Origin of the sequence: Polaribacter sp. KT25b (assembly GCF_900105145.1) — a bacterium.
Lineage (GTDB): Bacteria > Bacteroidota > Bacteroidia > Flavobacteriales > Flavobacteriaceae > Polaribacter.
Map to the genome: position 1 here is coordinate 2,177,646 of NZ_LT629752.1, position 21,217 is coordinate 2,198,862.

Annotated in this window: 18 protein-coding genes and 1 pseudogene; 9 read left to right on the forward strand and 10 right to left on the reverse strand. The window is 27.9% G+C overall.

Annotated elements, in window-relative coordinates; genetic code table 11:
* The first annotated feature begins 15 nt into the window (after window positions 1-15).
* On the forward strand, window positions 16-645 hold the full coding sequence (locus tag BLT70_RS09385; RefSeq protein WP_091893831.1) for a hypothetical protein: 630 nt from the start codon (window positions 16-18) through the stop codon (window positions 643-645).
* A 9-nt stretch (window positions 646-654) separates the two neighbouring features.
* On the opposite strand, the gene BLT70_RS09390 is transcribed toward BLT70_RS09385, so the two are convergent.
* The 4 genes and pseudogenes from BLT70_RS09390 to ppk2 (BLT70_RS09405) form a co-directional block, all read right to left on the reverse strand.
* Window positions 655-1,623, reverse strand: a complete 969-nt coding sequence (locus tag BLT70_RS09390) for a type IX secretion system membrane protein PorP/SprF (protein ID WP_091893833.1) — start codon at window positions 1,621-1,623, stop codon at window positions 655-657.
* Window positions 1,620-5,726, reverse strand: coding sequence for a gliding motility-associated C-terminal domain-containing protein (locus BLT70_RS09395; RefSeq protein ID WP_091893835.1), 4,107 nt, complete (start codon window positions 5,724-5,726; stop codon window positions 1,620-1,622). Before BLT70_RS09395 ends, BLT70_RS09390 begins: the two co-directional genes overlap by 4 nt.
* A 52-nt stretch (window positions 5,727-5,778) precedes the next feature.
* A complete protein-coding gene (ppk2, locus tag BLT70_RS09400) occupies window positions 5,779-6,564 on the reverse strand; it encodes a polyphosphate kinase 2 (RefSeq protein ID WP_091893837.1) in 786 nt (261 codons plus the stop codon).
* A 6-nt stretch (window positions 6,565-6,570) separates the two neighbouring features.
* A pseudogene (gene ppk2, locus BLT70_RS09405) lies at window positions 6,571-7,430 on the reverse strand (polyphosphate kinase 2).
* A 93-nt stretch (window positions 7,431-7,523) separates the two neighbouring features.
* On the opposite strand from ppk2 (BLT70_RS09405), the gene BLT70_RS09410 reads away from it, so the two are divergent.
* Window positions 7,524-8,474 carry a lipid A deacylase LpxR family protein gene (locus BLT70_RS09410; protein WP_091893839.1) on the forward strand — a complete coding sequence of 317 codons (951 nt, stop codon included), beginning with the start codon at window positions 7,524-7,526 and terminating at the stop codon, window positions 8,472-8,474.
* On the opposite strand, the gene BLT70_RS09415 is transcribed toward BLT70_RS09410, so the two are convergent.
* On the reverse strand, window positions 8,471-9,895 hold the full coding sequence (locus BLT70_RS09415; protein WP_091893841.1) for an ATP-dependent RecD-like DNA helicase: 1,425 nt from the start codon (window positions 9,893-9,895) through the stop codon (window positions 8,471-8,473). The two genes, BLT70_RS09410 and BLT70_RS09415, sit on opposite strands and share 4 nt — an antisense overlap.
* 104 nt (window positions 9,896-9,999) lie before the next feature.
* On the opposite strand from BLT70_RS09415, the gene BLT70_RS09420 reads away from it, so the two are divergent.
* The 3 genes from BLT70_RS09420 to BLT70_RS09430 are packed head-to-tail and all read left to right on the forward strand — an operon-like array spanning window position 10,000 to window position 12,096.
* On the forward strand, window positions 10,000-10,734 hold the full coding sequence (locus BLT70_RS09420) for a hypothetical protein (protein ID WP_091893843.1): 735 nt from the start codon (window positions 10,000-10,002) through the stop codon (window positions 10,732-10,734).
* Complete coding sequence (locus BLT70_RS09425; protein ID WP_172824406.1) at window positions 10,703-11,536, forward strand: DUF3822 family protein; 834 nt, start codon at window positions 10,703-10,705, stop codon at window positions 11,534-11,536. Before BLT70_RS09420 ends, BLT70_RS09425 begins: the two co-directional genes overlap by 32 nt.
* The gene (locus BLT70_RS09430; protein ID WP_091893845.1) at window positions 11,536-12,096 is read left to right on the forward strand and encodes an RsmD family RNA methyltransferase; all 561 of its coding nucleotides are present in this window, start codon (window positions 11,536-11,538) and stop codon (window positions 12,094-12,096) included. Before BLT70_RS09425 ends, BLT70_RS09430 begins: the two co-directional genes overlap by 1 nt.
* On the opposite strand, the gene BLT70_RS09435 is transcribed toward BLT70_RS09430, so the two are convergent.
* Genes BLT70_RS09435 through BLT70_RS09455 form a run of 5 tightly spaced genes read right to left on the reverse strand, consistent with a single transcriptional unit; the run spans window position 12,093 to window position 17,162 of the window.
* The gene (locus tag BLT70_RS09435; protein ID WP_091893847.1) at window positions 12,093-13,046 is read right to left on the reverse strand and encodes a MoxR family ATPase; all 954 of its coding nucleotides are present in this window, start codon (window positions 13,044-13,046) and stop codon (window positions 12,093-12,095) included. The two genes, BLT70_RS09430 and BLT70_RS09435, sit on opposite strands and share 4 nt — an antisense overlap.
* On the reverse strand, window positions 13,046-14,428 hold the full coding sequence (locus BLT70_RS09440; RefSeq protein ID WP_091893849.1) for a peptidylprolyl isomerase: 1,383 nt from the start codon (window positions 14,426-14,428) through the stop codon (window positions 13,046-13,048). The genes BLT70_RS09435 and BLT70_RS09440 overlap by 1 nt, the downstream gene beginning before the upstream one ends.
* Window positions 14,394-15,242 carry a hypothetical protein gene (locus BLT70_RS09445; RefSeq protein WP_091893851.1) on the reverse strand — a complete coding sequence of 283 codons (849 nt, stop codon included), beginning with the start codon at window positions 15,240-15,242 and terminating at the stop codon, window positions 14,394-14,396. The genes BLT70_RS09440 and BLT70_RS09445 overlap by 35 nt, the downstream gene beginning before the upstream one ends.
* Window positions 15,242-16,876 carry a peptidylprolyl isomerase gene (locus tag BLT70_RS09450; RefSeq protein ID WP_091897573.1) on the reverse strand — a complete coding sequence of 545 codons (1,635 nt, stop codon included), beginning with the start codon at window positions 16,874-16,876 and terminating at the stop codon, window positions 15,242-15,244. The genes BLT70_RS09445 and BLT70_RS09450 overlap by 1 nt, the downstream gene beginning before the upstream one ends.
* Window positions 16,877-16,880: 4 nt before the next feature.
* Window positions 16,881-17,162, reverse strand: coding sequence for a DUF493 family protein (locus BLT70_RS09455; protein ID WP_091897576.1), 282 nt, complete (start codon window positions 17,160-17,162; stop codon window positions 16,881-16,883).
* A gap of 141 nt (window positions 17,163-17,303) precedes the next feature.
* On the opposite strand from BLT70_RS09455, the gene BLT70_RS09460 reads away from it, so the two are divergent.
* The 4 genes from BLT70_RS09460 (at window position 17,304) to BLT70_RS09475 (ending at window position 21,150) form a co-directional block, all read left to right on the forward strand.
* Window positions 17,304-17,855 (forward strand): AAA family ATPase, encoded by a 552-nt coding sequence (locus BLT70_RS09460; RefSeq protein WP_091893853.1) that lies wholly within the window; start codon window positions 17,304-17,306, stop codon window positions 17,853-17,855.
* On the forward strand, window positions 17,852-19,741 hold the full coding sequence (locus BLT70_RS09465; RefSeq protein ID WP_172824407.1) for an ATP-dependent DNA helicase RecQ: 1,890 nt from the start codon (window positions 17,852-17,854) through the stop codon (window positions 19,739-19,741). The genes BLT70_RS09460 and BLT70_RS09465 overlap by 4 nt, the downstream gene beginning before the upstream one ends.
* 5 nt (window positions 19,742-19,746) lie before the next feature.
* Window positions 19,747-20,691 (forward strand): methionyl-tRNA formyltransferase, encoded by a 945-nt coding sequence (gene fmt / locus BLT70_RS09470; RefSeq protein ID WP_172824408.1) that lies wholly within the window; start codon window positions 19,747-19,749, stop codon window positions 20,689-20,691.
* A 186-nt stretch (window positions 20,692-20,877) separates the two neighbouring features.
* Complete coding sequence (locus BLT70_RS09475; protein WP_091893855.1) at window positions 20,878-21,150, forward strand: HU family DNA-binding protein; 273 nt, start codon at window positions 20,878-20,880, stop codon at window positions 21,148-21,150.
* Window positions 21,151-21,217: the final 67 nt, after the last annotated feature.

Consider the following 21,217-nt stretch of genomic DNA (forward strand, 5'->3'; position numbering starts at 1 on the left):
AAAAAAAATAACTATATGCTTAAGACTTCTACTTTTTCTTTAGAAAACTTCTTTGAAAACGCTTACAACAAAGCAATTATTTCTGATGAAAGAAAAACACTTTTACTTAAAATTTCTAAAGCAATTGCAAAAGAATACACTGAAAACAAAGAGGTTAATCTTAACTTTATTTGCACTCATAATTCAAGAAGAAGTCAATTAGGCCAAGTTTGGAGTTTTTATGCTGCTAATTATTTTGAACTAAACATCAATGCTTTTTCTGGTGGAACAGAAGTTACAGCTTTCTACAGAAATACTGTAAAAACCTTACAAAAAGCAGGTTTTGATTTTCAATTAGAAAATTTTTCGCATCAAAATCCTACGTATCAAATTTCATTTAATGGCACTAAAAAATATATTTTAGGTTTTTCTAAATTTTATAGTAATCCTATAAATAAAGAACCTTACATGGCAATTACAACATGTAATAATGCAGATGTAAATTGCCCGTTTATACCATCTGCAAGTCACAGATTTCACTTGCCTTTTGTAGATCCAAAATATGCAGACGGAACTACTGCTCAAGAAAAAATATACCTAGAAACTAGCAAACAAATTGCTGGTGAAATTTATTTTATTTTTTTTGAAGTTAAAAAACTACTTTAAAAGAGTTTCTTAAAAGTAGCATTTATTATGAAGTAACCATCTATAATTTCTTCTTAAATCTAAATCTAAATGGAAGATTATTTCATGAGAACTTAAATTACCGCCAAGTATAGAAAATTTATGATCATAGGCATAACCTATTCTATATTTCTTTTTTATAATTAAGGCAAATAAGGCACTCATAGAATTTTCATGACGATAAGACAAACCAGCTTCTATAATTTCTTTATATAAAAAATTAGAGTTAATATCTATTGAAACTGGTAAATTAGATGCATATCTTACCATTGTTGATGGTTTAAACATTACATTTTCTGTTAATTTAAATAAAGCTCCGGTTGAAAAAAAGTAGTTTGCATTTGATGTTAAACTAGTTTTATCTACATTTTCTTCTATATAAAATTGTGGAGATTCTAAAATATAAGGTACAGATAAACCAACATAAAACTTTTTATTAAAAAAGAAAGCACCAAAGCCAACATTAGGATAATTACCTGATGTTGAAGCATAAACATCATTATCTGGTGTAATTCCGTTTGCTAAATTGTTATTAAAAAAAGTCATTCCTCCTTTTAAACCAAATGATACTCTACCAAATTGAGAAGTTATAATTGTGTAAGAAGCATCTATATTTACATTTGTACTTTCTGATAAACCTATTTTATCGTTTACAACTGTAGTACCAAAACCTAAACCATTACTTGTTCTTCCGTTTATAGAAAAAGTTCTAGTAATTGGAGCACCTTTTAAACCTACCCATTGCTCACGAGATAATAAAGACATACTTAAATCTGCTCTTGCACCAACGTATGCAGGATTTATAATTTGCATATTGTATAAATATTGCGTGTAATTTGGTAATTGCTGTGCATTCATTTGCAAACTTAAAAAACCAATTAATAAAGCTGTACTAGCTTTTAACCAATACTTTTTACTATTTTTTATTTTAAAGATAATTTGATTTTTAGTTCTTATCATCTAATTAATTCTATAAAATTTCTAATTGGTTTTGTAACTCCGTCATTAAAATCTAAGGTATAAAAATAAACACCTGCAGGCACTGGTTTTCCATTTCGATAACCATTCCACCAAATAGGATTTACTTTTCCATTATTGCTATAATTATACACTTCATTTCCCCAACGATCTACTATTATCAGTTTAAAATTTGGATACTCTTCAATACCAGAAATTTTAAAAAAATCGCTTTTACCATCAGAATTTGGTGAAAATAAATTTGGATAATCATCATCTTTTATAAAACCTGTTCCTGTTGGAATAAAAGTATTAGACACATTAGACAGGTTTGTTGTTGCCTGTAAAAACAATGTTTCTGTATCTTCGTTTAATACGTCGTTTATGGTTTCTACAGTTTGAGTTATAGAAGATGTTAAAGCAGGTATATTAGTAAATATTGATATTGATTTGTAATCATCATTTGCAAAAGTAGTATCATCTATTGTTTCTAAAATAAAATTTATTGCTCTATAATTTTGCATAGGTTTTAAATTTTCATTCAAAAGTCTAATTGTAAATACTAAAGTTTCACCTTCAACAACGGTTACGTTTTCTATATCAACTAACGGATCTGGATCAATATCTAAAATTACACCCGATTTATTTAAATCTTGTGCGCCTATATTTGTTGATGTAACGATACCTGTTACATTTAAGGTTTCTTCATCTAATTCGTTTAAATTATCTATGTTAGTTGATATATTAAATGAAACCTGAGTGTTAGCATTATTTGGATCAATTGTTCCTTCAATCTCTAAATTTTCTAAAAATGAAGTATAATCTTCTGGACTTATTGCAAGAATATCACCCGAGTTAACTTCTATTAAAATTGGTGTAGAACAAGGATGAGAAATTGTAATTGTATGTACTAAATCTATACCTTCTTCTTCTCTAGAATTATTCATAGTAATTGAAGGTGCTACATCATTATCTAAAAGAGTACCAATTCCTTTTATAGAATTATTTATGGTATTGTTTGATGTTATTGATCCGTTTAATGAAAATAATTCGACTAATTCATAAATATTATCATCTAAAGAATTTACTGTAAACTGAATTGTATTTGTTAAAGGAGGAACCGTGAAAAAAGAATTTGTAAAACCATTATAATCAAAAGGAGAAGTAGCTACATCATATACATTTGTTGTATCTGATCCGTTTATGGTAGAAAAATTAATAACAATTGGTGAAGCGCTTTCAATTAAAATACTATTATCATTTTTTGTAACCAACTTAATTGTAAACACAAAATCTTCTCCTTCGGTTGCAGTAATATCATCTATAAGAACAATAATTGCTAAAATCTCTCTCCAATCTCTTTCTGGATTATCAGTATTATCTGCGTTTGGAAAATCTGTAGGAACTTGCCCATTTGTTGGATTGACTATACTTCTATTTGTATCAAAAGCATCATCAAGGCCATCATTATCTGCGTCTAAATTTGAGGCTACTTTTTCTGCAATTCCGTCGCTATCTATATCCCAACCTTCAATAATATCATCCCGAATATCATTATCAGAATTAATATCAACATAATCAAAAATAGTATCGTTGTCTGTATCTATTGGATTTATTCCGTTTGGAAATGCTGTATCAATACCTTCTGATGAAAAAATACCATTTAATGTTTTATAACTATCGGTTAATTGTGCTTCAATATTGTCTACAATTCCATCTCCATCTGCATCAATATCTGTAAAATTAGGGTTTCCTGTTAAATCTGTATTTGGAATTGAATATGTACTTGAAGCATTTACAGAATCATTCGTTTCAAGCGTATTATCAAAACCATTTGCCCCAACAGCATTATTAGTTTTACCATTATTATTGCTGTCTTTAGACGCATTATTGGCTTCAACAATATCTAAAATTCCATCATTATCGCTATCTAAATCAAAATGATTAGGAATGCCATCGCTATCAAAATCAAAAACATCTACAATTCCGTCTCCATTTGCATCAGCGTCATAATCTGTATCTCTATAATTTGGTATAAAATCTAAATCGTCATCAGCCAAAGGATTTAATCCATTATATTCATCAATATCTAAAATTGTATCATTATCATCGTCAAGATCATCTGTGTTTACAATTCCGTCATTATCTGTATCTGTTGAAGCATTTACATTTACTGATTTTGATGAAACTGTAGAATTATTTAACGGATCTCTTGATGTAAAAACGGCAGAATTCAAGCCAATACATGATTCAGCATAAAGAACAGTAAACTCTACAGTAATTGTTTCATTTATTTTTAACAATCCTGATGTTCCATCAAAAATATTAGCATCCGAAGTACCATCAAAATTTAAATTTAATGTAGGATTTGTAGTTGCTGTAGAATTTTGAATAAAAGGTTTGCTTACAGAGACAATATTGCCACCACAAATACTGTTTAAATCATCTTCTAATTGTAATTTTTCTAATTGTACAGACTCGCTCGTATTTTCAATTTTTATTTGAAATGTAACTTCTTCATGTTCTAAAATATCGTTTGGAGCTTTATTAACAGATGTAATTATTTTATCTGTGCTAGATGAAGAAGTAAATATAAATCGCATACTTGAAGTTGTACACGCACATTGCAATTCTGACGAAACACTTTCAGTAGGAGAACTTGCTTCATAATATCGATCTAAATGATTTCCTAAACCGTCTGACCATGTAACATAAGAATGCCTGTTTTTAATGCTTGAAATAGTTTCATCAAGACCGTCAAGACTTCCTTGTGTTTGAGAATTCTGTAGTTGATAAAAATAACTGTAATTACCTGAATAAATAGGTTTTATAATATAAAATATGCTCAATATTACTTTTTCTCCAGCTGCAAGAGAACTGCCAGCCATTAACAAAGAGCTTTCTGTATTACCATCATAAAGATTATTAATAGTTACAGAAGACCCTCCTGATACTTTTGTGATTTTTATTTCTTTAAAAGAAATTCCATTAGCAAAAAAAGCTCCCAACCCCATATTAAAATTTACATTATTAGCGGTAGTTGTTCCTTCATTTGTAATAATTACTGTATTAGAATAATCGTATGTTCCATCAGAATTTATAACTCCTGGAGGAACATCATTTAAAAATCTTGGTGTATAAAACTCTGGTATGTATAAACCTGCAGTAACAACGGCTTCTGTAGTATGAAAATCTGTAAGTAAAAGAGATTCTGTATCACTTCCTCTATCAGAAGTAATATTTACAACATTATTAAAATCGATACCAGAACCAGAAGGAGTTGGATTTGGTCTGCCGTTACAATCTGGTTTAATATTAACGCAAAAACTTACATTAACACTTTGGCCAGGATGTAAGGTTAAATCATTTATTGCACTATTATTAAAAACAGAGTTTGATGTTCTGTCTAAAAAACTAGAATTTATTGCTGTATTACCAAATTCTAAAGGATAATAAGTGCTATTAACATAATCATATACTCTAGAATTATTATTGGTAGCAATATTAAGTTCACTTACTGCAGTTACACAAGTATTGCCAAAAACTGCTTCTAAATCATTAATAAAATCTATATTTTTTATAGAGCTTGTAGGATGAGAATTTCTTGAAGTACTTATATTTTTAAATGTTAAACTATACTTTACTTTATATTCGCCACTTACAGTAAAGCCTTGATTACAACTACCAAAACCTGAAATTTCTAATAAATTATCTATTTGTTCTACAGTTAAAAATAAACTGGCAACACTTGTAAAAGTACCATCAGAAATAGTGTAAGAAATTGTAGGAACATTATCTCCAGTATAATTTAATGTGGGAATAAAAGTATAACTCCCGTCTGCATTTATTACAATACTACCTTGTGAAAAACTAGCAGTTTCACCTGCTAAAAAGGAAGATCCATTTACATTAAATGTTATAACAGTTAAAATATCATCTACATCTATATCTGTATCATTTGCTAAAACACCAGGTGCATCAACACTTAAAGTTGTATTAATTTCTGCCGTGTCATAATCTACTTTTGCAATAGGTGGCGTTTGTGCAACCAAAAAATGGGTAATTAATAAGAAAAAAAATAATACTTTATAGTGTTTCTTTAACATAACAAATAAAAGAAGATTTGATAATTAAATAAAAAAGAGTTGTTGTAAAAACTTAGATTTCTAATTTTTTATCATACGGTATGCTCTTTAATATATGATTAATAACATTAACCCTTGCTTCCGTTTTTCTATTAGCACGAATTATTTTCCAAGGAGATATTTTAGTGTTTGTTTTAGCAAACATTGCATTTTTATACTCTGTGTATTGATCCCATAAAAGTTGTGCTTTTTCGTCTAATTTAGTCATTTTCCATTGTTTTAAAGGATCATTTTTAATGTCTTCAAAACGTTTTGCTTGTTCTTTTTTAGAAATAGACATATAAATTTTAACCAAGTGTATTCCAGATTCTAAAATCATCCTTTCAAAATCGTTTACTTGATTCATAAAAATATCATATTCTTCTGGTGTACAAAAACCATTTACAGGTTCTACAACGGCTCTATTATACCAACTTCTATCAAAAAAAACCATTTCTCCTGCTTTAGGAAACTGCTCTACATATCGTTGAAAATACCATTGAGATTGCTCATCTTCGGATGGTTTTGGCAATGCAATAATTCGCATATGACGTGGATTAATACGTTCTGTAACTCTTCTAATTGCGCCTCCTTTACCTGCCGCATCTCTTCCTTGAAAAACAACAATTATACGTTCATTATTATTAATTGCCCAAGTTTGCATTCTAATTAACTCGGTTTGCAATTTCTCTAATTTTTTCTGATAATCTATATATCTAAGAGCTTTAACAATATTAAAAGGCTCTTTAGATAGCAAAGCCATATATCCTTTTTTAGAATTTAGCTTTTTTATGTCTGATTGTGTTAATTTTATATCCATAATATTTTAATCTATTTGTAGCGTATTAGAACGATAATAGCGCATTGCAACATTTGGATCTGGATTTAAAACAGTACCAGCATCCTCTTTTCCTTCATAATCAAAATGAGATAATACATGTCTCATAGCTTCTAATCTTGCTACTTTTTTATCATTGGTTTTAATAATCATCCAAGGACTGTAAGCAGTATGCGTTTTAGAAAACATTTCTGATTTATAATGTGTGTATTTATCCCACAAAATTTGACCTTGTTTATCAACTGGGCTAAATTTCCATCTCTTTAAAGGATTTTCTTTTCGAGCCTCAAAACGTGTTTGTTGCTCTTCTTTAGTAATTGATAACCAAAACTTTATAATTACAACTCCGTCTTCATACATCATGTGTTCAAACTCAGGAACTTGTACTAAAAATTGTTTATATTGATTTGCTGTACAAAAACCCATCACAGGTTCTACAACCGCTCTGTTATACCAGCTTCTATCAAAAAAAACAATTTCACCAGGGTTTGGTAATTCTTTAATATATCTTTGAAAATACCATTGCCCTTTTTCTACATCTGTAGGTTTATTTAAAGCAACTAATCTACTAGATCTTGGGTTTAAATGCTCCATAAATCTACGAATATTACCACCTTTCCCTGCAGCATCTCTACCTTCAAAAATAATGGCAACTCTTTTCTTTTTTTGGCAATATAATTCTGCAATTTCACCAATTCGATTTGTAATAATCTTAACTCACTATTGTAAGAAAGTGTATTTACTATTTTGGTATATGAAATATTCTTTTCATTTAAAAGATATAATAAATCATCATTATTTTTTATGCTCTCAAACTCCTCTATACTTAGGGATTTTTTTGTATTCATATATTTAATTTAAAAGTCCTAAAATAAAACCTTTTTTTCAAAAATCTATAAAAAATTTACTCTTTTAAATTAGATATTTTATATTTGTTTACTATGAAATACTTACTTTCTTTTTGTTTTATCATTTTTTCTTTCTGTATTTTTTCTCAAGAAAAACTCTCTAAAGAATTTAGTTTCATTACAGAAAACGATTTATATGTTTCTACTAGAAAAGATAGGTATTACACAAACGGAATCTTTTTAAGTTACAGATACCTCTCTAAAACAAAAAAAGAAAATCAGGAAAAAAGAATTTTAGAATGGCAAATTGGTCACGAAATGTTTAGCCCATATAAAGCTATTGTGCAAAGTATAAATGACCATGACAGACCTTTTGCTAGTTATTTATTTGGTAGTTTTGGCGTAAATCGTGTTTATAAAAATGCTAAAATTTTTAATACCAGCTTACAAATTGGTATAATTGGACCAAATGCTTTTGGTAAAGAATTACAAGATTTTATACATAATCTTTACGGTTTTAGAAAAGCAACCGGATGGCAATATCAAATAAAAAATGCCTTCGGATTAAATTTTAACACAGAATATTCTCAATTTTTAGTCAAAGATGCATCAAATTATTATGATGTTTCTTGGATAAACTCCGCCAAATTAGGAACCGTTTATACAAATATTTCTTCAGGCTTTTTTGCTAGAATTGGTTTTAAACCATTAGCTAAAATGATAAATTCTATTGCGTTTAAAACGAATTTAAATAATGAAAACACAAACTTTAAAAGAGAAATTGAATCTTTTTTTTATATAAAACCTATGGTTAGATATGCTTTTTATGATGCTACTTTACAAGGTAGCTTCTTAAACAAGTCTAGCTTAGTAACTAAAGAAGTAGTGCCTTTCGTTTTTAATTTAGAAGCTGGTTTTAAGTTTACTGCAAACAAGTTTAATTTTTGTTATGCATTTCATTACAGTACTAATAAATCAAAAGAATTAAGATATAATAATGGAAATATTTACGGCACAATTTCTGTTAATTATTTAATGCATTAATTAATAAAAAAATCATCTTTAAAGCCAATTAAATACAATTTTTCTTGCGCTCTCGTTATTGCAGTATACAACCATCTAAAATATTCTTTAGAAACTCCATCTGGTAAATAAGGTTGTTCTATAAAAACAGTTTTCCATTGTCCTCCTTGAGATTTATGACACGTCATTGCATAAGAAAACTTTACTTGTAAAGAATTAAAGTATTTGTTCTTTTTAATGGCTAAAAACTGTTTATATTTCGATTTTTCATGTGCGTAATCTTCTTTTACAGCTTGATATAATTTGTTAGATTCTTCATACGTTAAAGACGGACTTTCGCTTGTTAAAGTATCTAATAACAATACGGTTTCAAAGGGTTGCATTTCTGGATAATCAATCATTTTTAATTCTACTTCAGCAAAATTAAAACCATATAATTCTTTAATAGAAAATATTTTTAAAACTTGGCAAATATCACCATTGGCAATAAAATCTGCTGCTGATTTTTCTTCTAACCAATAATAATTATTTTTTACAATCATTACAAAATCACCTGCAGAAATTTCATTTTCTTGTCCGCGAATTTTCATTCGTATTTGTTGGTTGTATTCATTTGCTCTTTTGTTAGAACGCACAATAAAAGCGGTATCTTCTACTCCATCAGAATCATAAGCTGTAACAAGTGCATCTTCAATATCGTAACCATCAATTAATCTTTTAATGTCTGGAAAATCAATATCAAACTGAAAATTATTTCCTTCATTTTGCAACAATAATCTTAAATGTGTTGCATTTGCTAATATTCCAGAATTTTCATGTTGACGCATAACTTCATCCAACTCAATTTCTGTTACACTTTTATGATAATCGTACGTTAAAGTATATGGTTCTAATGCCGGACTAACATTTAATTTTACTGGCGGAAGTTGTGCTGTATCACCAATAAAAATTATTTTACAATTTGTACCTGCATACACATAAGAAATTAAATCATCTAACAAAGAACTAGATTCAAACAATTTTTGATTTTGCCTACCATCAGGAATCATCGAAGCTTCATCAACAATAAAAACAGTATTTTTATGCTTATTTGGTTGTAAAACAAAATCTACAGATCCGTTTGACTGCTTTTTAGGAAAATATATTTTTTTATGAATTGTAAACGCTGGTCTTTTAGAGTAAAGCGAAATTACTTTTGCTGCCCTACCCGTTGGTGCTAATAAAACAGCTTTTTTACCAACGCTACTAAGTGTATTTACAAAAGTACTTATTATGGTTGTTTTACCAGTACCAGCATATCCTTTTAATAAGAACAAAGCATCTTTTTCTTCGTTAAAAATAAAAATGCTTAATAAATTTAATAATTGCCCTTGTTTAAGCGTTGGTGTGTAAGGAAATTTCTTCAATAATTCCTTATAAAAATCAGTAGGTATTTTGTGCATATATTTATTAAATGAACAAAGATACATTTCTTTGCAAAGAAAAGTTTTTATCATAAAAAAAAAAGTGTAGATTTGCGTTAGGACTATTAAAAAAACAATTAAAAATGAATTTATTACTAATGATTATAGGAGCTCTAGTAGCTGCTGTTGCTGTTGCCTTTATTGTAGTTAAATATTTACCATTAAAATTAAGATGGATTCCTTCTATTTTGCTGATGATTTTGGCAGTATATTTAGGAATTAAAATTTATGATGGAATTATGGAACCTATTAATTTTAATGAAGACAAAGTTGAAAAATTCTCTGTTGTTGTAGATAACTTAAAAATTATTAGAGATGCTGAAGTTAAGTATTATGAAGTTAACGCTAAATATACTAAAGACAAAGCTGGTTTAATTAAATTTATTGATACAGCACAATTAGCACTTACAGAAACTAAAACTATTGTAGAGAAAATTAATAAAGGTGGTGGTATTATTATCGATGAAGAAAGAAGAGTTACAGATACAATTGGTTACGAACCTGTTTTAAAATACTTTAAAGGTAGAAACTACAAGAACATGTTTAAAGTTCCTGGTGTAGAAGGTACAGAATTTGAAATTGAAATAGGATCAGTTGAAAAAGTACCAGGTTTAGTGGTACCAACTTTTAGAGCAAGAACTCCTAAAGAAGGTATTTTAGCAGGTCTTAATGAATCGTTAGTTAAACAAGAATTAGAAGCTGTAGAAAATGACCAAATAAAAGGTGAATTTGTTTCTGTTGGTTCTTTGGATGAAGTTACCACTGGTGGAAACTGGCCTCCTTCTTATGATAAAAAAGACGGTGATAAAGAAGAATAGTAAAATTTCTTTAAAGAAAACAAAAGATATAGAATTATCCATCCAATTTAGTTTGGATGGATTTTCTTTTTGTGTTATAGATACTAATACAAAAGAAAAAATCTATTTTACAGCATATCAATTTGAAGAATCCTTAAATTCTCCAGAAGAATTACTTGAAAAAATTGAATCTATTTTTAAGGAAAATTCAATTTTACAACTTGAATATTCTTCGGTAACAGTAATTCATCAGAATAATTTAGCAACACTTGTACCTTCTAAATATTTTGATGAAAATAATTTAGCTTCGTATCTTAATTTTAATATTAAAACATTAAAAACAGATTTTATTGCTTTTGATGAAATAACAGCTATTGATGTAAAGAACGTTTACATTCCTTATATAAACATTAACAATTATTTGTTTCAAAATTTTGGTGAGTTTGAATACAAACATCATCTTACAATTTTAATAGAAAAACTTTTAAAAATTGAAAACTCTAGCGATAAAACAATGTTTATTAATGTGTATAAAAACTCATTTGATATTATTGTTTTAGAAAATAAAAAAATTCTTTTTTCAAATTCTTTTTTATATTCTTCAAAAGAAGATTTTATCTATTATATTTTATTTACGGCAGAACAACTTCAACTAAATACAGAAGAATTTAAATTGTATTTTATGGGGGAAATAGAAACTACATCAGAGATTTATAAAATTGTGTATAAATACATTAAAAATATCTTTTTCCTAGAAAGTAAAAATTCCATTTTCGAAGATTTAGAAGCTTCAAATCACTCTAACTTCATCTTATTAAACTAATGAGAATAATATCAGGAAAACTAAAAGCAAGACGTTTAAAAGCACCTAAAAACCTACCTGTTCGTCCAACAACAGATATGGCAAAAGAAGCCTTATTTAACATCATAAATAATCAATATTATTTTGATAGTATAACGGTTATAGACTTGTTTTCTGGAACAGGAAATATTAGTTACGAATTTGCTTCTAGAGGTACAAAAACTATTTATGCTGTTGATGCTAACTTTAATTGTATAAAATACATTAACAGCACATCTAAAGAACTAGAATTAGATATTATTGCTTACAAAAGTGATGTGTATAAATTTTTAGAAAAAACACCTTTACAAGCAGATATTATTTTTGCGGATCCGCCTTACGACTTTGATACAGAAAAATTTTTAGAAATTGTTGAAACTGTTTTTGCTAAAAATATGTTGAATGATGATGGAGTTTTAATTGTTGAACATTCTAAACATACAGATTTATCAACTCATGAAAAACATAGTTACGATAAACGTTATGGAGGAAATGTTTTTAGTTTTTTTGAAAATGCTACAGAAGAAGAAACTGAAGATTAAAGCAAAGAATTAATAATATCTGCAATTGATATTCCTTCTGCATCTGCTTTGTAGTTTTTTACAATTCTATGCGATAAAATAGGAATAGCAACAGCTCTAACATCTTCTATATCTGGCGAATATTTACCATTTATTACAGCATGTGCTTTTGCCGCCAAAATTAAGTTTTGCGATGCTCTTGGTCCTGCTCCCCAATCTAAATAGCTTTTTACCATTTCTGTAGCTTCTTTAGATTTTGGTCTTGTTTTACCAACCAAAGAAACAGCATATTCTATTACATTGTCTGTAACAGGAATTTTTCTAATCAGTTTTTGAATGGCAATAATATCGTTACTAGAAAATAATGCTTTAACGTTATACTCAATATTGCTAGTTGTACTTTTTACAACGGCAACTTCTTCTTTAAATGTTGGATATTCTAAATTAATAGAAAACATAAAACGATCTAATTGCGCTTCTGGTAAAGGATACGTTCCTTCTTGCTCAATAGGATTTTGAGTTGCTAACACAAAAAATGGTAACTCTAATTTATAATGATTTCCAGAAACGGTTACAGAACGTTCTTGCATTGCTTCTAACAAAGCTGCTTGCGTTTTTGGCGGAGTTCTGTTTATTTCATCTGCTAAAATAATATTAGAAAAAATAGGTCCTTTTATAAACTTAAAATGTCTGTTTTCATCTAAAATCTCGCTTCCTAAAATATCCGAAGGCATTAAATCTGGTGTAAACTGTATGCGTTTAAAATCTAATCCTAAAGCATTAGAAATTGTATTTACCAGTAACGTTTTTGCTAAACCTGGCACACCAATTAATAGCGAATGCCCACCACAAAAAATCGACAAAAGTGTAAACTTTACAGCTTCTTGTTGACCAATTATTACTTTACCAATTTCAGATTTTAACGAATTATAATGAACTACTAATTCATCTACAGCTTTTAAATCAGACATTATTTAGCAATTTCTTTTTTCCAATTTTTTTCAAAAGTACATTTACGATGTGTATCTGACATTTTAATATATGTATCTTTTATTTTTTCTTTAGACCATTTTGTAATAGTCTCTTCTTTCTTTTTTCTTAAAGCTAAATCTTGAATCTTAACATAATCTTCTACCAAATCTGCAACGTGAGTATTTGTTCTGTCTTTCATTATTATGAATTTAAACATTTTCTCGCCATTTCTATTTTGATCAAAAAACACATCAGAAAGTTCTCCTTTTTTTAATTCTGCAACTCTTGCATACAAATCTGGATCCATTCTTGTTAAATCAAACTTCGTTTCACCAGTATAAGGATTTACAATTGTTCCTCCATTATTTTTAGTTTCTTTATCTTCAGAGTACTTTTTAACCGCTTCTTCAAAAGAAAGTTTTCCTTCTTTAATATCTGTTGCTAATTTTTCTGCTCTTTCTTTTGTATCTTTTAATCTACTTTCTGGAATATCTGGCTGAATCAAGATATGAGATGCAACTCTCATATTTCCTCTAACTTCATGTAATTGCATTAAATGATATCCAAAATCTGATTTAAATGGCTTAGAAACTTGACCTACATCTAAACTAAAAGCCATTTCTTTAAACTCTTTTATAAATTGAGATTCTTTCGTTACTTCATATCTACCTCCATTTTGCGTAACTCCTGGATCATCAGAATTAATAATAGCTTTCATTTTAAAACTAGCGCCTTCTTCAATTTCCTTTTTTATTTCTTCTAATTGTGCAACAATTCTATCTTCTTCTTCTTTAGTTGGTGCTGCATACAAAACAATTTGCGCCAATTCTATTTCTGCTGGAAACTCTGGCAACTCATTACTTGTTTTTAAACCATTAAAATATAAACGTACTTCTTCTGGAGTTACATCTATTTTCTCGGTAATTTTTTCCTGTTCTTTTTCAATTAAAAGATTCTCTTTTTGAACGGTAAATAATTCCTTTTTTAAATCGTCTAAATCATTAAAGCCATAAGCAGCAATAACTTTATCTTCACTACCATATTGTTGGGTAAAATACTGTACACTTCGCTCTACTCTACTATTTATTTCTGCATCAGAGACAAGAACACTATCTATAATTGCATGATGTGCTAATAATTTTTGCTGCATTAATTCTTCTAACATTTCACAATCTGAAATGGTAATTTTACCTTCTGATCTAACTTCTACTTCTTGCTTAAATTTTTCTATATCAGAATCTAAAACAATGTTTTTACCTATAACTACAGCAACTCCATCTATTTTTAATTTTTGAGCAAATGTTGATGTACTTATCAACCCAAAAATGAATATTAAAATGGGTAACTTAGTATACTTTAAAATTGTTGTTTTTTGTTGCATCTTGTACTAATATTTTTTCTATATCTCTAATTAATTCAATTTTACGTTGGTGTAAAATCATTTGTTTAATAGTAGGCTTAATATAGCTTAACGGAGCTGTATCATTTCTAACTAAAACGTCCTTTATAGCCACCAAATATAAACCTAATGAATCTTGTTTTTGAAGTAATTTTGATTTTTTTAACATATTATCCTTAGAAAAAGGCAGTTTTAACAAAACCTTATCTAATTGCGTCCAAACAGAATCGTTAAACTGAAAATGTTTAAAACTTAATTGTTGCTTTTCTAACGCTTCTAAATCTTCTATTTTTTCTGATTTAAAGAGTTTTATAAGCTCTTTTTTATTTATTACTTTTTTATCAAAATGAAGAAATTTAATTTTTACTAACTCTTCATTCAATTTAAAATTTTCTTTACTTTTAGAATAAAATTCTGCAATTTCTATATCTTTTATTACAGTATCTAATTGTTGTTTAATAAGTATTTCTTTATAATTATTAATTAACAAACTTTCTCTATAATCTTTTACAAGCGCAGCAATTTCATTTTCTTCTTCTAAAGAGTTATTACTTTCTGCTTTTTGAAGTAATATTTGTTTTAATGCCCAGTTATTAATAAAACTTCTTACTAAAATAATACTATCTTCTTTACTAATATCTTCTGGTAAAATGCTGTTTAAATCTTTTTTATAAAGCTTTACTGTATTTACAATTGCTACAACTTCTGGCGTTATTTCTTCCTTCTCTTGCATTTTAAAATAATTGCAAGAGTTTAAGATAAGAATAGTTAAAAATGCAATTATAAAACGTTTCATTAGTTGTTTTTATAAAATTTAATTAGTTTTTTAAGCTGTCTTTTATTAACCTCAATAACGCTTTTTCTTCTTAAATCTGCAATCCAATTTTTTTCTAAAAAGTTCTGATAATCATTCATTACTTCTCCTTTTATTTCATTTAATTCTTTTGGTTCGTACTTACTTAAATTAGCATCAAAAAAACTTTTTAAACCTAAAGTGTCTTTAGATGATTTTTCCCATATTTTTTGTTGCATTAATTCAAACAACAACAAACCATCTTTATATTCCTGTAAAGTATATGCAAATTCTGGTTCTGATTTTTCTAAATGATCTTTATAATAAGACAAAATTTCTGCATCTTTAAAATCTTCGAAAATTTGAAAAACAGGAGTATTTCTTTTATTTTTAAGAAAATCTACAAATTGAGCTTGCGTAAATTCTTTATCATTGATTGATAAAATTATCGATTGTAAAGAATCTTTAGAAATAGATTTTATATCAGTTCTATTAAATATTGCTTTCGCTTGTTCATTTTCTACAATTTCATATTTATTCTTTAATTTATCAATTACCGCTTTTTGCGATAATTGAGCTCTATCACCAGATCTTACTTTATTTTTTAACTCACTTTCTAGCTCACTAAAAGAAGCAATTGGATATTTTTTAATTAATTGAACAATATGCCAACCAAAACGTGTTTTAAATGGTTTAGAATATTCACCTTCTTTTTGCAAGTTAAAAGCAGCATCTTCAAAAGGTTTCACCATTGCTCCTGTACCAAATTGTCTTAATTTTCCACCTTTAGATTTTGTACCAGTATCACTAGAATATTGTCTTGCTAAAGCAGGAAATTGCTCATCTGCTTCTAGTTTTTTATACACTTCATTTGCAATTTCTTCTCCTTTTGCAGAAGTATCATTTATTAAAATATGAGCAACCTCTACCTCGCCTCTAGATTCTCTTAAAGAATCTACTTTTAAAATATGATAACCAAAACGAGTTCTAAAAGGTTCTGAAACTTTACCTACTTTTGTGTTATAAGCAGCATCTTCAAAAGGATACACCATTCTAAAAGCAGAAAAATATCCTAAATTTCCTTTATTTCCTGGTCTTCCAGATTTTTTATCATCTCTAGTAGAAGGATCATCAGAAACTTCAACTGCAACAGTTTCAAAATCTTCTCCTTTTACAATTCTATTTCTAATTTTTAAAATTTTCTGATACGCTTCTAACGTATCTTTTGGCGATGGTACTTTTGGCGTTTTAATTAAAATATGTTTTGCTTTTATTTCATATTTTGTTCTATAATAAGCATCTTTTACAAGTTGATTTATAAAACTAGAATCTTGCATATAAGGCACAGAAAGCTGATTTCTGTAAGTTTCCATTTCTTTAACATAAGAAGGCAACGTATCTAGTTTTATATCATAAGCTTCTTTAACTTTTAGCTTGTAATTAATAAAAAGGTCTAAATTTTTGGTAACATCTTTAGCTTCTTCATTATCTATTGCATCTAAATTTTTTTCATAGATTCTTTTAAAATCAGAAATTGTTGTTTTTTCACCATCAATAGTTACTAAAACTTTGTTTTTCTTTTGCGAAAAAACAATACTTGAACAACTTAAAACTACTAATAATACTAACTTTCTCATAAATTTATAATGATATAATTCCTTTAATTTTCTCAACTTTTCTGTAATATTCGATAACTTTATTGGCACTTTCTACTTTTAATACGATAGAAAGACTATGATATTTTCCTGTTTTAGATTTTTTTGTTTTTATAACTGCGCCAGTATTATTAAACAATTCTTGTACTTCTTCGGATTGATTTTCGTTAGAAGGCACAATAAATTTATACATATATTCAGCAGGAAAACTCGTTGTATCTTCTAACTGAATTTTTAATTTGCTATAAAATTCTTCATTTTTACTCATATTACCCTCTTTTTTAAACTTTTTAAAAATAACAGCCCACAAAATTACATTAAAAATTAGTTTTATAAAGCGAATGATTTATTTTTGTGAAACTCTCATTTAGAGTAAAAAATCAAAATTAATAATTCTAAGATAAAATACTTGCAAAAAAATCAGCAAAAAATTGTTTTAATTGGCGGCCCAGGAACAGGTAAATCAACTGTTTTAAATAAATTAAAAGAGAAAGGTTTTTTCTGTTTTGATGAAGTTTCTAGAGAAGTAATTTTAAAAGCTCAAGAAAAAGGAATTGAACAGCTCTTTTTAACAGAACCACTTTTGTTTAGCGAAATGTTATTAGAAGGTAGAGAAGAACAATATTTATCCGCAGAAAAAAGAAAGGAAAATATTATTTTTTTAGATAGAGGAATTCCTGATGTTCATGCATATATGAACTATTTTAAGACCGATTATCCCAGTATTTTCTTAGAAAAAAGTAAACATTACAAATACGATTTAATTTTCCATTTTTCTCCTTGGGAAGAAATCCATACTACGGATAATGAACGTTATGAAACTTTTGAAGATTCTATAAACATTGATACTTTTCTAATTGATGCGTATTCAGAATTAGATTATAAAATTATAAATGTTCCTTTTGGTTCTGTCGATGAAAGAACTAACTTTATTATTAATTCGCTTGCTTGCGAATTATGATTTCTGCAAAAACCATACTACAAGAATATTGGAATTTCTCTACTTTTAGAGAACCTCAAGAAGAGATTGTAAATGCTGTTTTACAACAAAAAGATGTAATTGCTTTATTACCAACTGGTGGAGGAAAATCGATTTGTTTTCAAGTTCCTGCTTTGGTAAATGATGGCGTTTGCATCGTAATTTCCCCTTTAATTGCGTTGATGCAAGATCAAGTAGAAAATCTACAGAAACGTAACATAAAAGCCACAACAATAAAATCTGGTTCTTCGCAAGATGAAATAATTATACTTTTTGATAATATTAAATTTGGGAACTTTAAGTTCTTATATATTTCTCCAGAAAGGTTGCAATCAACTTTTATTCAGCAAAAAATACAAGAATTAAATGTTTCTTTTGTTGCCATTGATGAAGCGCATTGTATTTCTGAATGGGGACAAGATTTTAGACCTTCTTACAGAAATATTAAAATCTTAAAAGAATTAATTCCTGATGTAAATTTTATTGCACTTACAGCAACTGCAAATACAATTGTATTAAATGATATTGCAGAAAATCTTGAATTAGACAATCCGCAGATTTTTAGAAAATCTTTTGAGAGAGAAAATTTAGCATATCAAGTTTTTACTGTCGAAGATAAATTACTAAAGCTCGAACAGATTTTTACAAAAACTAAAAAGCCCGCAATTATTTATGTTACTTCTAGAAAAAGAACTGAAGAAATTAGTAATTTTTTAAACGCTAAAAATTACAAAAGCAGTTTTTATCACGGAGGATTATCTGCCAAGGAAAAGCAAATTTCTTTTGATAATTGGATGACAGAAAAAACACCAATCATGGTTTCTACAAATGCATTTGGAATGGGAATTGACAAACCAAATGTTGGAATTGTAGTTCATTTTGATTTGCCTTTTAGCATCGAAAATTACATTCAAGAAGCTGGACGAGCAGGAAGAAATGGAAACAAATCTTTTGCTGTTTTATTTAAAAATGAAAACGATATTTCAATTTATAAAAAACAACTAAAAAAAGCATTACCAAGCATAGCAGAAGTAAAAGAAGTTCACAGACAATTATACCAATATTTTAGAATTGCAAAGGGAGAAATAATTGATAAATTTTATAGTTTTAACCTTTTAGAATTCGCTAGAATGTATAATTTTACAGCTGTTAAAACAGATGCTATTTTAAAGATTTTATCTAATAATGGCATTATAGAACTTACAAATACATACAATCAAAAATCTACAATTATTTTCAATTCTAGTAGTAAAAATATCATTTTACACACTATAAGAAATATCTATATTAAGGACTTTGTAAACTCAATACTAAGAACTTACAGTGGATTATTTGAACAAGAGGTTAAAGTAGACGAATTTCTACTTGCTAAGAAAAACAATATTACTTCTAGACAAGTAATTGCCAATTTAGAGCAATTAGAAAAGGAAAACATACTTACTTACAAGAGTGTAAAAACAGATACAGAAATTCGTTTTTTAGTTCCTAGAGAAGATGATTTAACTATCAACAGATTCTCGAGAGTAATCAATCAATTTTTAAAACAAAAAGAAAAAAAGTCAGAAGATTTTTTAGCTTATATTGATAATAATAACACGTGTAGAAACACACAAATTTTAGATTATTTTGATGAAAAATCAACAAAAGATTGTGGCATTTGTGATGTTTGTTTGTCAAAAAAAAGAACTAAAAAAGTTGATATTTCTTCAGAAATTTTAGCTGTTTTAAATCAGAAAAATGGTTTAACATCACAAGAAATAAATCAACATTTAAAGGCAAATGAAAAAGACATTTTAATACATTTGCGCCAGCTTTTATCCGAAGATAAAATACAAATTAATCATCAAAATAAATACCAACTAAAATAAAAATTATGAAAGATGTACGTATCGTTTTTATGGGAACTCCAGATTTTGCTGTTACCATTTTAAAGCATTTAGTAGACAACAATTATAACGTAGTTGGTGTAATTACTGCGCCAGATAAACCTGCTGGAAGAGGCAGAAAACTAAACGAATCTGACGTAAAAAAATATGCGTTGTCTAAGAATTTAAATATTTTACAGCCAAAAAATTTAAAAAACGAAGATTTTCTTCAAGAATTAAAAGCCTTAAATGCCCATTTACAAATTGTAGTTGCCTTTAGAATGTTACCAGAAGCAGTTTGGAAAATGCCAAAATTAGGCACCTTTAATCTTCACGCATCATTATTACCACAATATAGAGGAGCAGCACCAATTCATTGGGCAATTATAAATGGCGAAACAAAAACAGGTGTAACTACCTTTTTTATTGATGATAAAATTGACACTGGAGAAATTATTTTACAAGAAGAAATTGACATTTCAGAGAATGAAACTGTTGGTACTTTACACGATAAATTAATGTTTTTAGGAGCAGATTTAGTTGCAAAAACTATTGATTTAATTTCTGATGGAAATGTTACAACCAAAAAACAACCAGAATTAGAAGAGAAATCTGCGCCAAAATTAAATCCAGAAAACACAAAAGTAGATTGGACAGAATCTTTAGAAAATATTTACAATAAAATAAGAGGTTTAAATCCTTTTCCTACTGCTTGGACAATTATAAAAAATGAGGATGAAGAAATATCAGCAAAAATTTATACTATAAAAAAAGAAACTTACGACCATCAATATAAGGTAGGAAAAATAATTACTACTAAAAAAGAAATGAAAGTAGCTGTTAAAAATGGATTCTTAATTATTGATGAAATTAAGCTTTCTGGCAAAAAGAAAATGGATACAAAAAGTCTTTTAAATGGATTTACATTTTCTAAAGAAGCAAAAATGCTTTAACCCTTTATTGACAAGGTTTTTAGGGTTTTTAAAATTACAAGCTTCCTTTATTAACAATTTAGCACTATTTATTAACAAAACAACACTTTTTCCGTTGTCAAACTTGCGTAAACCCTTAATCCATCTATATTTGTTAAGCTTTTAAAGCACAAATATAATATTCAATTAATTTAAAATCTATTTATTATGAACAAGTCAGATTTAATCGATGCAATGGCTGCTGATGCAGGAATTTCTAAAGTAGCAGCTAAGGCAGCTTTAGAGTCTTTTACAGATAATGTTACTGCTGCATTAAAAGGTGGTGATAAAGTTGCATTAGTTGGTTTCGGAACTTTTTCTGTTTCTAACAGAGCTGCAAGAAGTGGAAGAAATCCACAAACTGGAAAAACTATTCAAATTGCTGCTAAAAATGTAGCAAAATTTAAAGCAGGAGCAGGTTTAAGCGATGCTGTAAACTAATACATTACAGTTTAAAGTTATAAGAAAACTCTCTTTTTTAAGAGAGTTTTTTTATTCCTATATTTTA

Excerpts from the sequence above, each read along its gene's own strand:
- BLT70_RS09450 (WP_091897573.1), bottom strand. The coding sequence starts at position 16,876 with ATGAGAAAGTTAGTATTATTAGTAGTTTTAAGTTGTTCAAGTATTGTT.
- BLT70_RS09435 (WP_091893847.1), bottom strand. The coding sequence starts at position 13,046 with ATGTCTGATTTAAAAGCTGTAGATGAATTAGTAGTTCATTATAATTCG.
- BLT70_RS09420 (WP_091893843.1), top strand. The coding sequence starts at position 10,000 with ATGAATTTATTACTAATGATTATAGGAGCTCTAGTAGCTGCTGTTGCT.
- BLT70_RS09475 (WP_091893855.1), top strand. The coding sequence starts at position 20,878 with ATGAACAAGTCAGATTTAATCGATGCAATGGCTGCTGATGCAGGAATT.
- BLT70_RS09425 (WP_172824406.1), top strand. The coding sequence starts at position 10,703 with ATGATAAAAAAGACGGTGATAAAGAAGAATAGTAAAATTTCTTTAAAG.
- BLT70_RS09395 (WP_091893835.1), bottom strand. The coding sequence starts at position 5,726 with ATGTTAAAGAAACACTATAAAGTATTATTTTTTTTCTTATTAATTACC.
- BLT70_RS09410 (WP_091893839.1), top strand. The coding sequence starts at position 7,524 with ATGAAATACTTACTTTCTTTTTGTTTTATCATTTTTTCTTTCTGTATT.
- ppk2 (WP_091893837.1), bottom strand. The coding sequence starts at position 6,564 with ATGGATATAAAATTAACACAATCAGACATAAAAAAGCTAAATTCTAAA.
- BLT70_RS09430 (WP_091893845.1), top strand. The coding sequence starts at position 11,536 with ATGAGAATAATATCAGGAAAACTAAAAGCAAGACGTTTAAAAGCACCT.
- BLT70_RS09390 (WP_091893833.1), bottom strand. The coding sequence starts at position 1,623 with ATGATAAGAACTAAAAATCAAATTATCTTTAAAATAAAAAATAGTAAA.
- BLT70_RS09440 (WP_091893849.1), bottom strand. The coding sequence starts at position 14,428 with ATGCAACAAAAAACAACAATTTTAAAGTATACTAAGTTACCCATTTTA.
- BLT70_RS09445 (WP_091893851.1), bottom strand. The coding sequence starts at position 15,242 with ATGAAACGTTTTATAATTGCATTTTTAACTATTCTTATCTTAAACTCT.
- BLT70_RS09415 (WP_091893841.1), bottom strand. The coding sequence starts at position 9,895 with ATGCACAAAATACCTACTGATTTTTATAAGGAATTATTGAAGAAATTT.
- fmt (WP_172824408.1), top strand. The coding sequence starts at position 19,747 with ATGAAAGATGTACGTATCGTTTTTATGGGAACTCCAGATTTTGCTGTT.
- BLT70_RS09465 (WP_172824407.1), top strand. The coding sequence starts at position 17,852 with ATGATTTCTGCAAAAACCATACTACAAGAATATTGGAATTTCTCTACT.
- BLT70_RS09385 (WP_091893831.1), top strand. The coding sequence starts at position 16 with ATGCTTAAGACTTCTACTTTTTCTTTAGAAAACTTCTTTGAAAACGCT.
- BLT70_RS09455 (WP_091897576.1), bottom strand. The coding sequence starts at position 17,162 with ATGAGTAAAAATGAAGAATTTTATAGCAAATTAAAAATTCAGTTAGAA.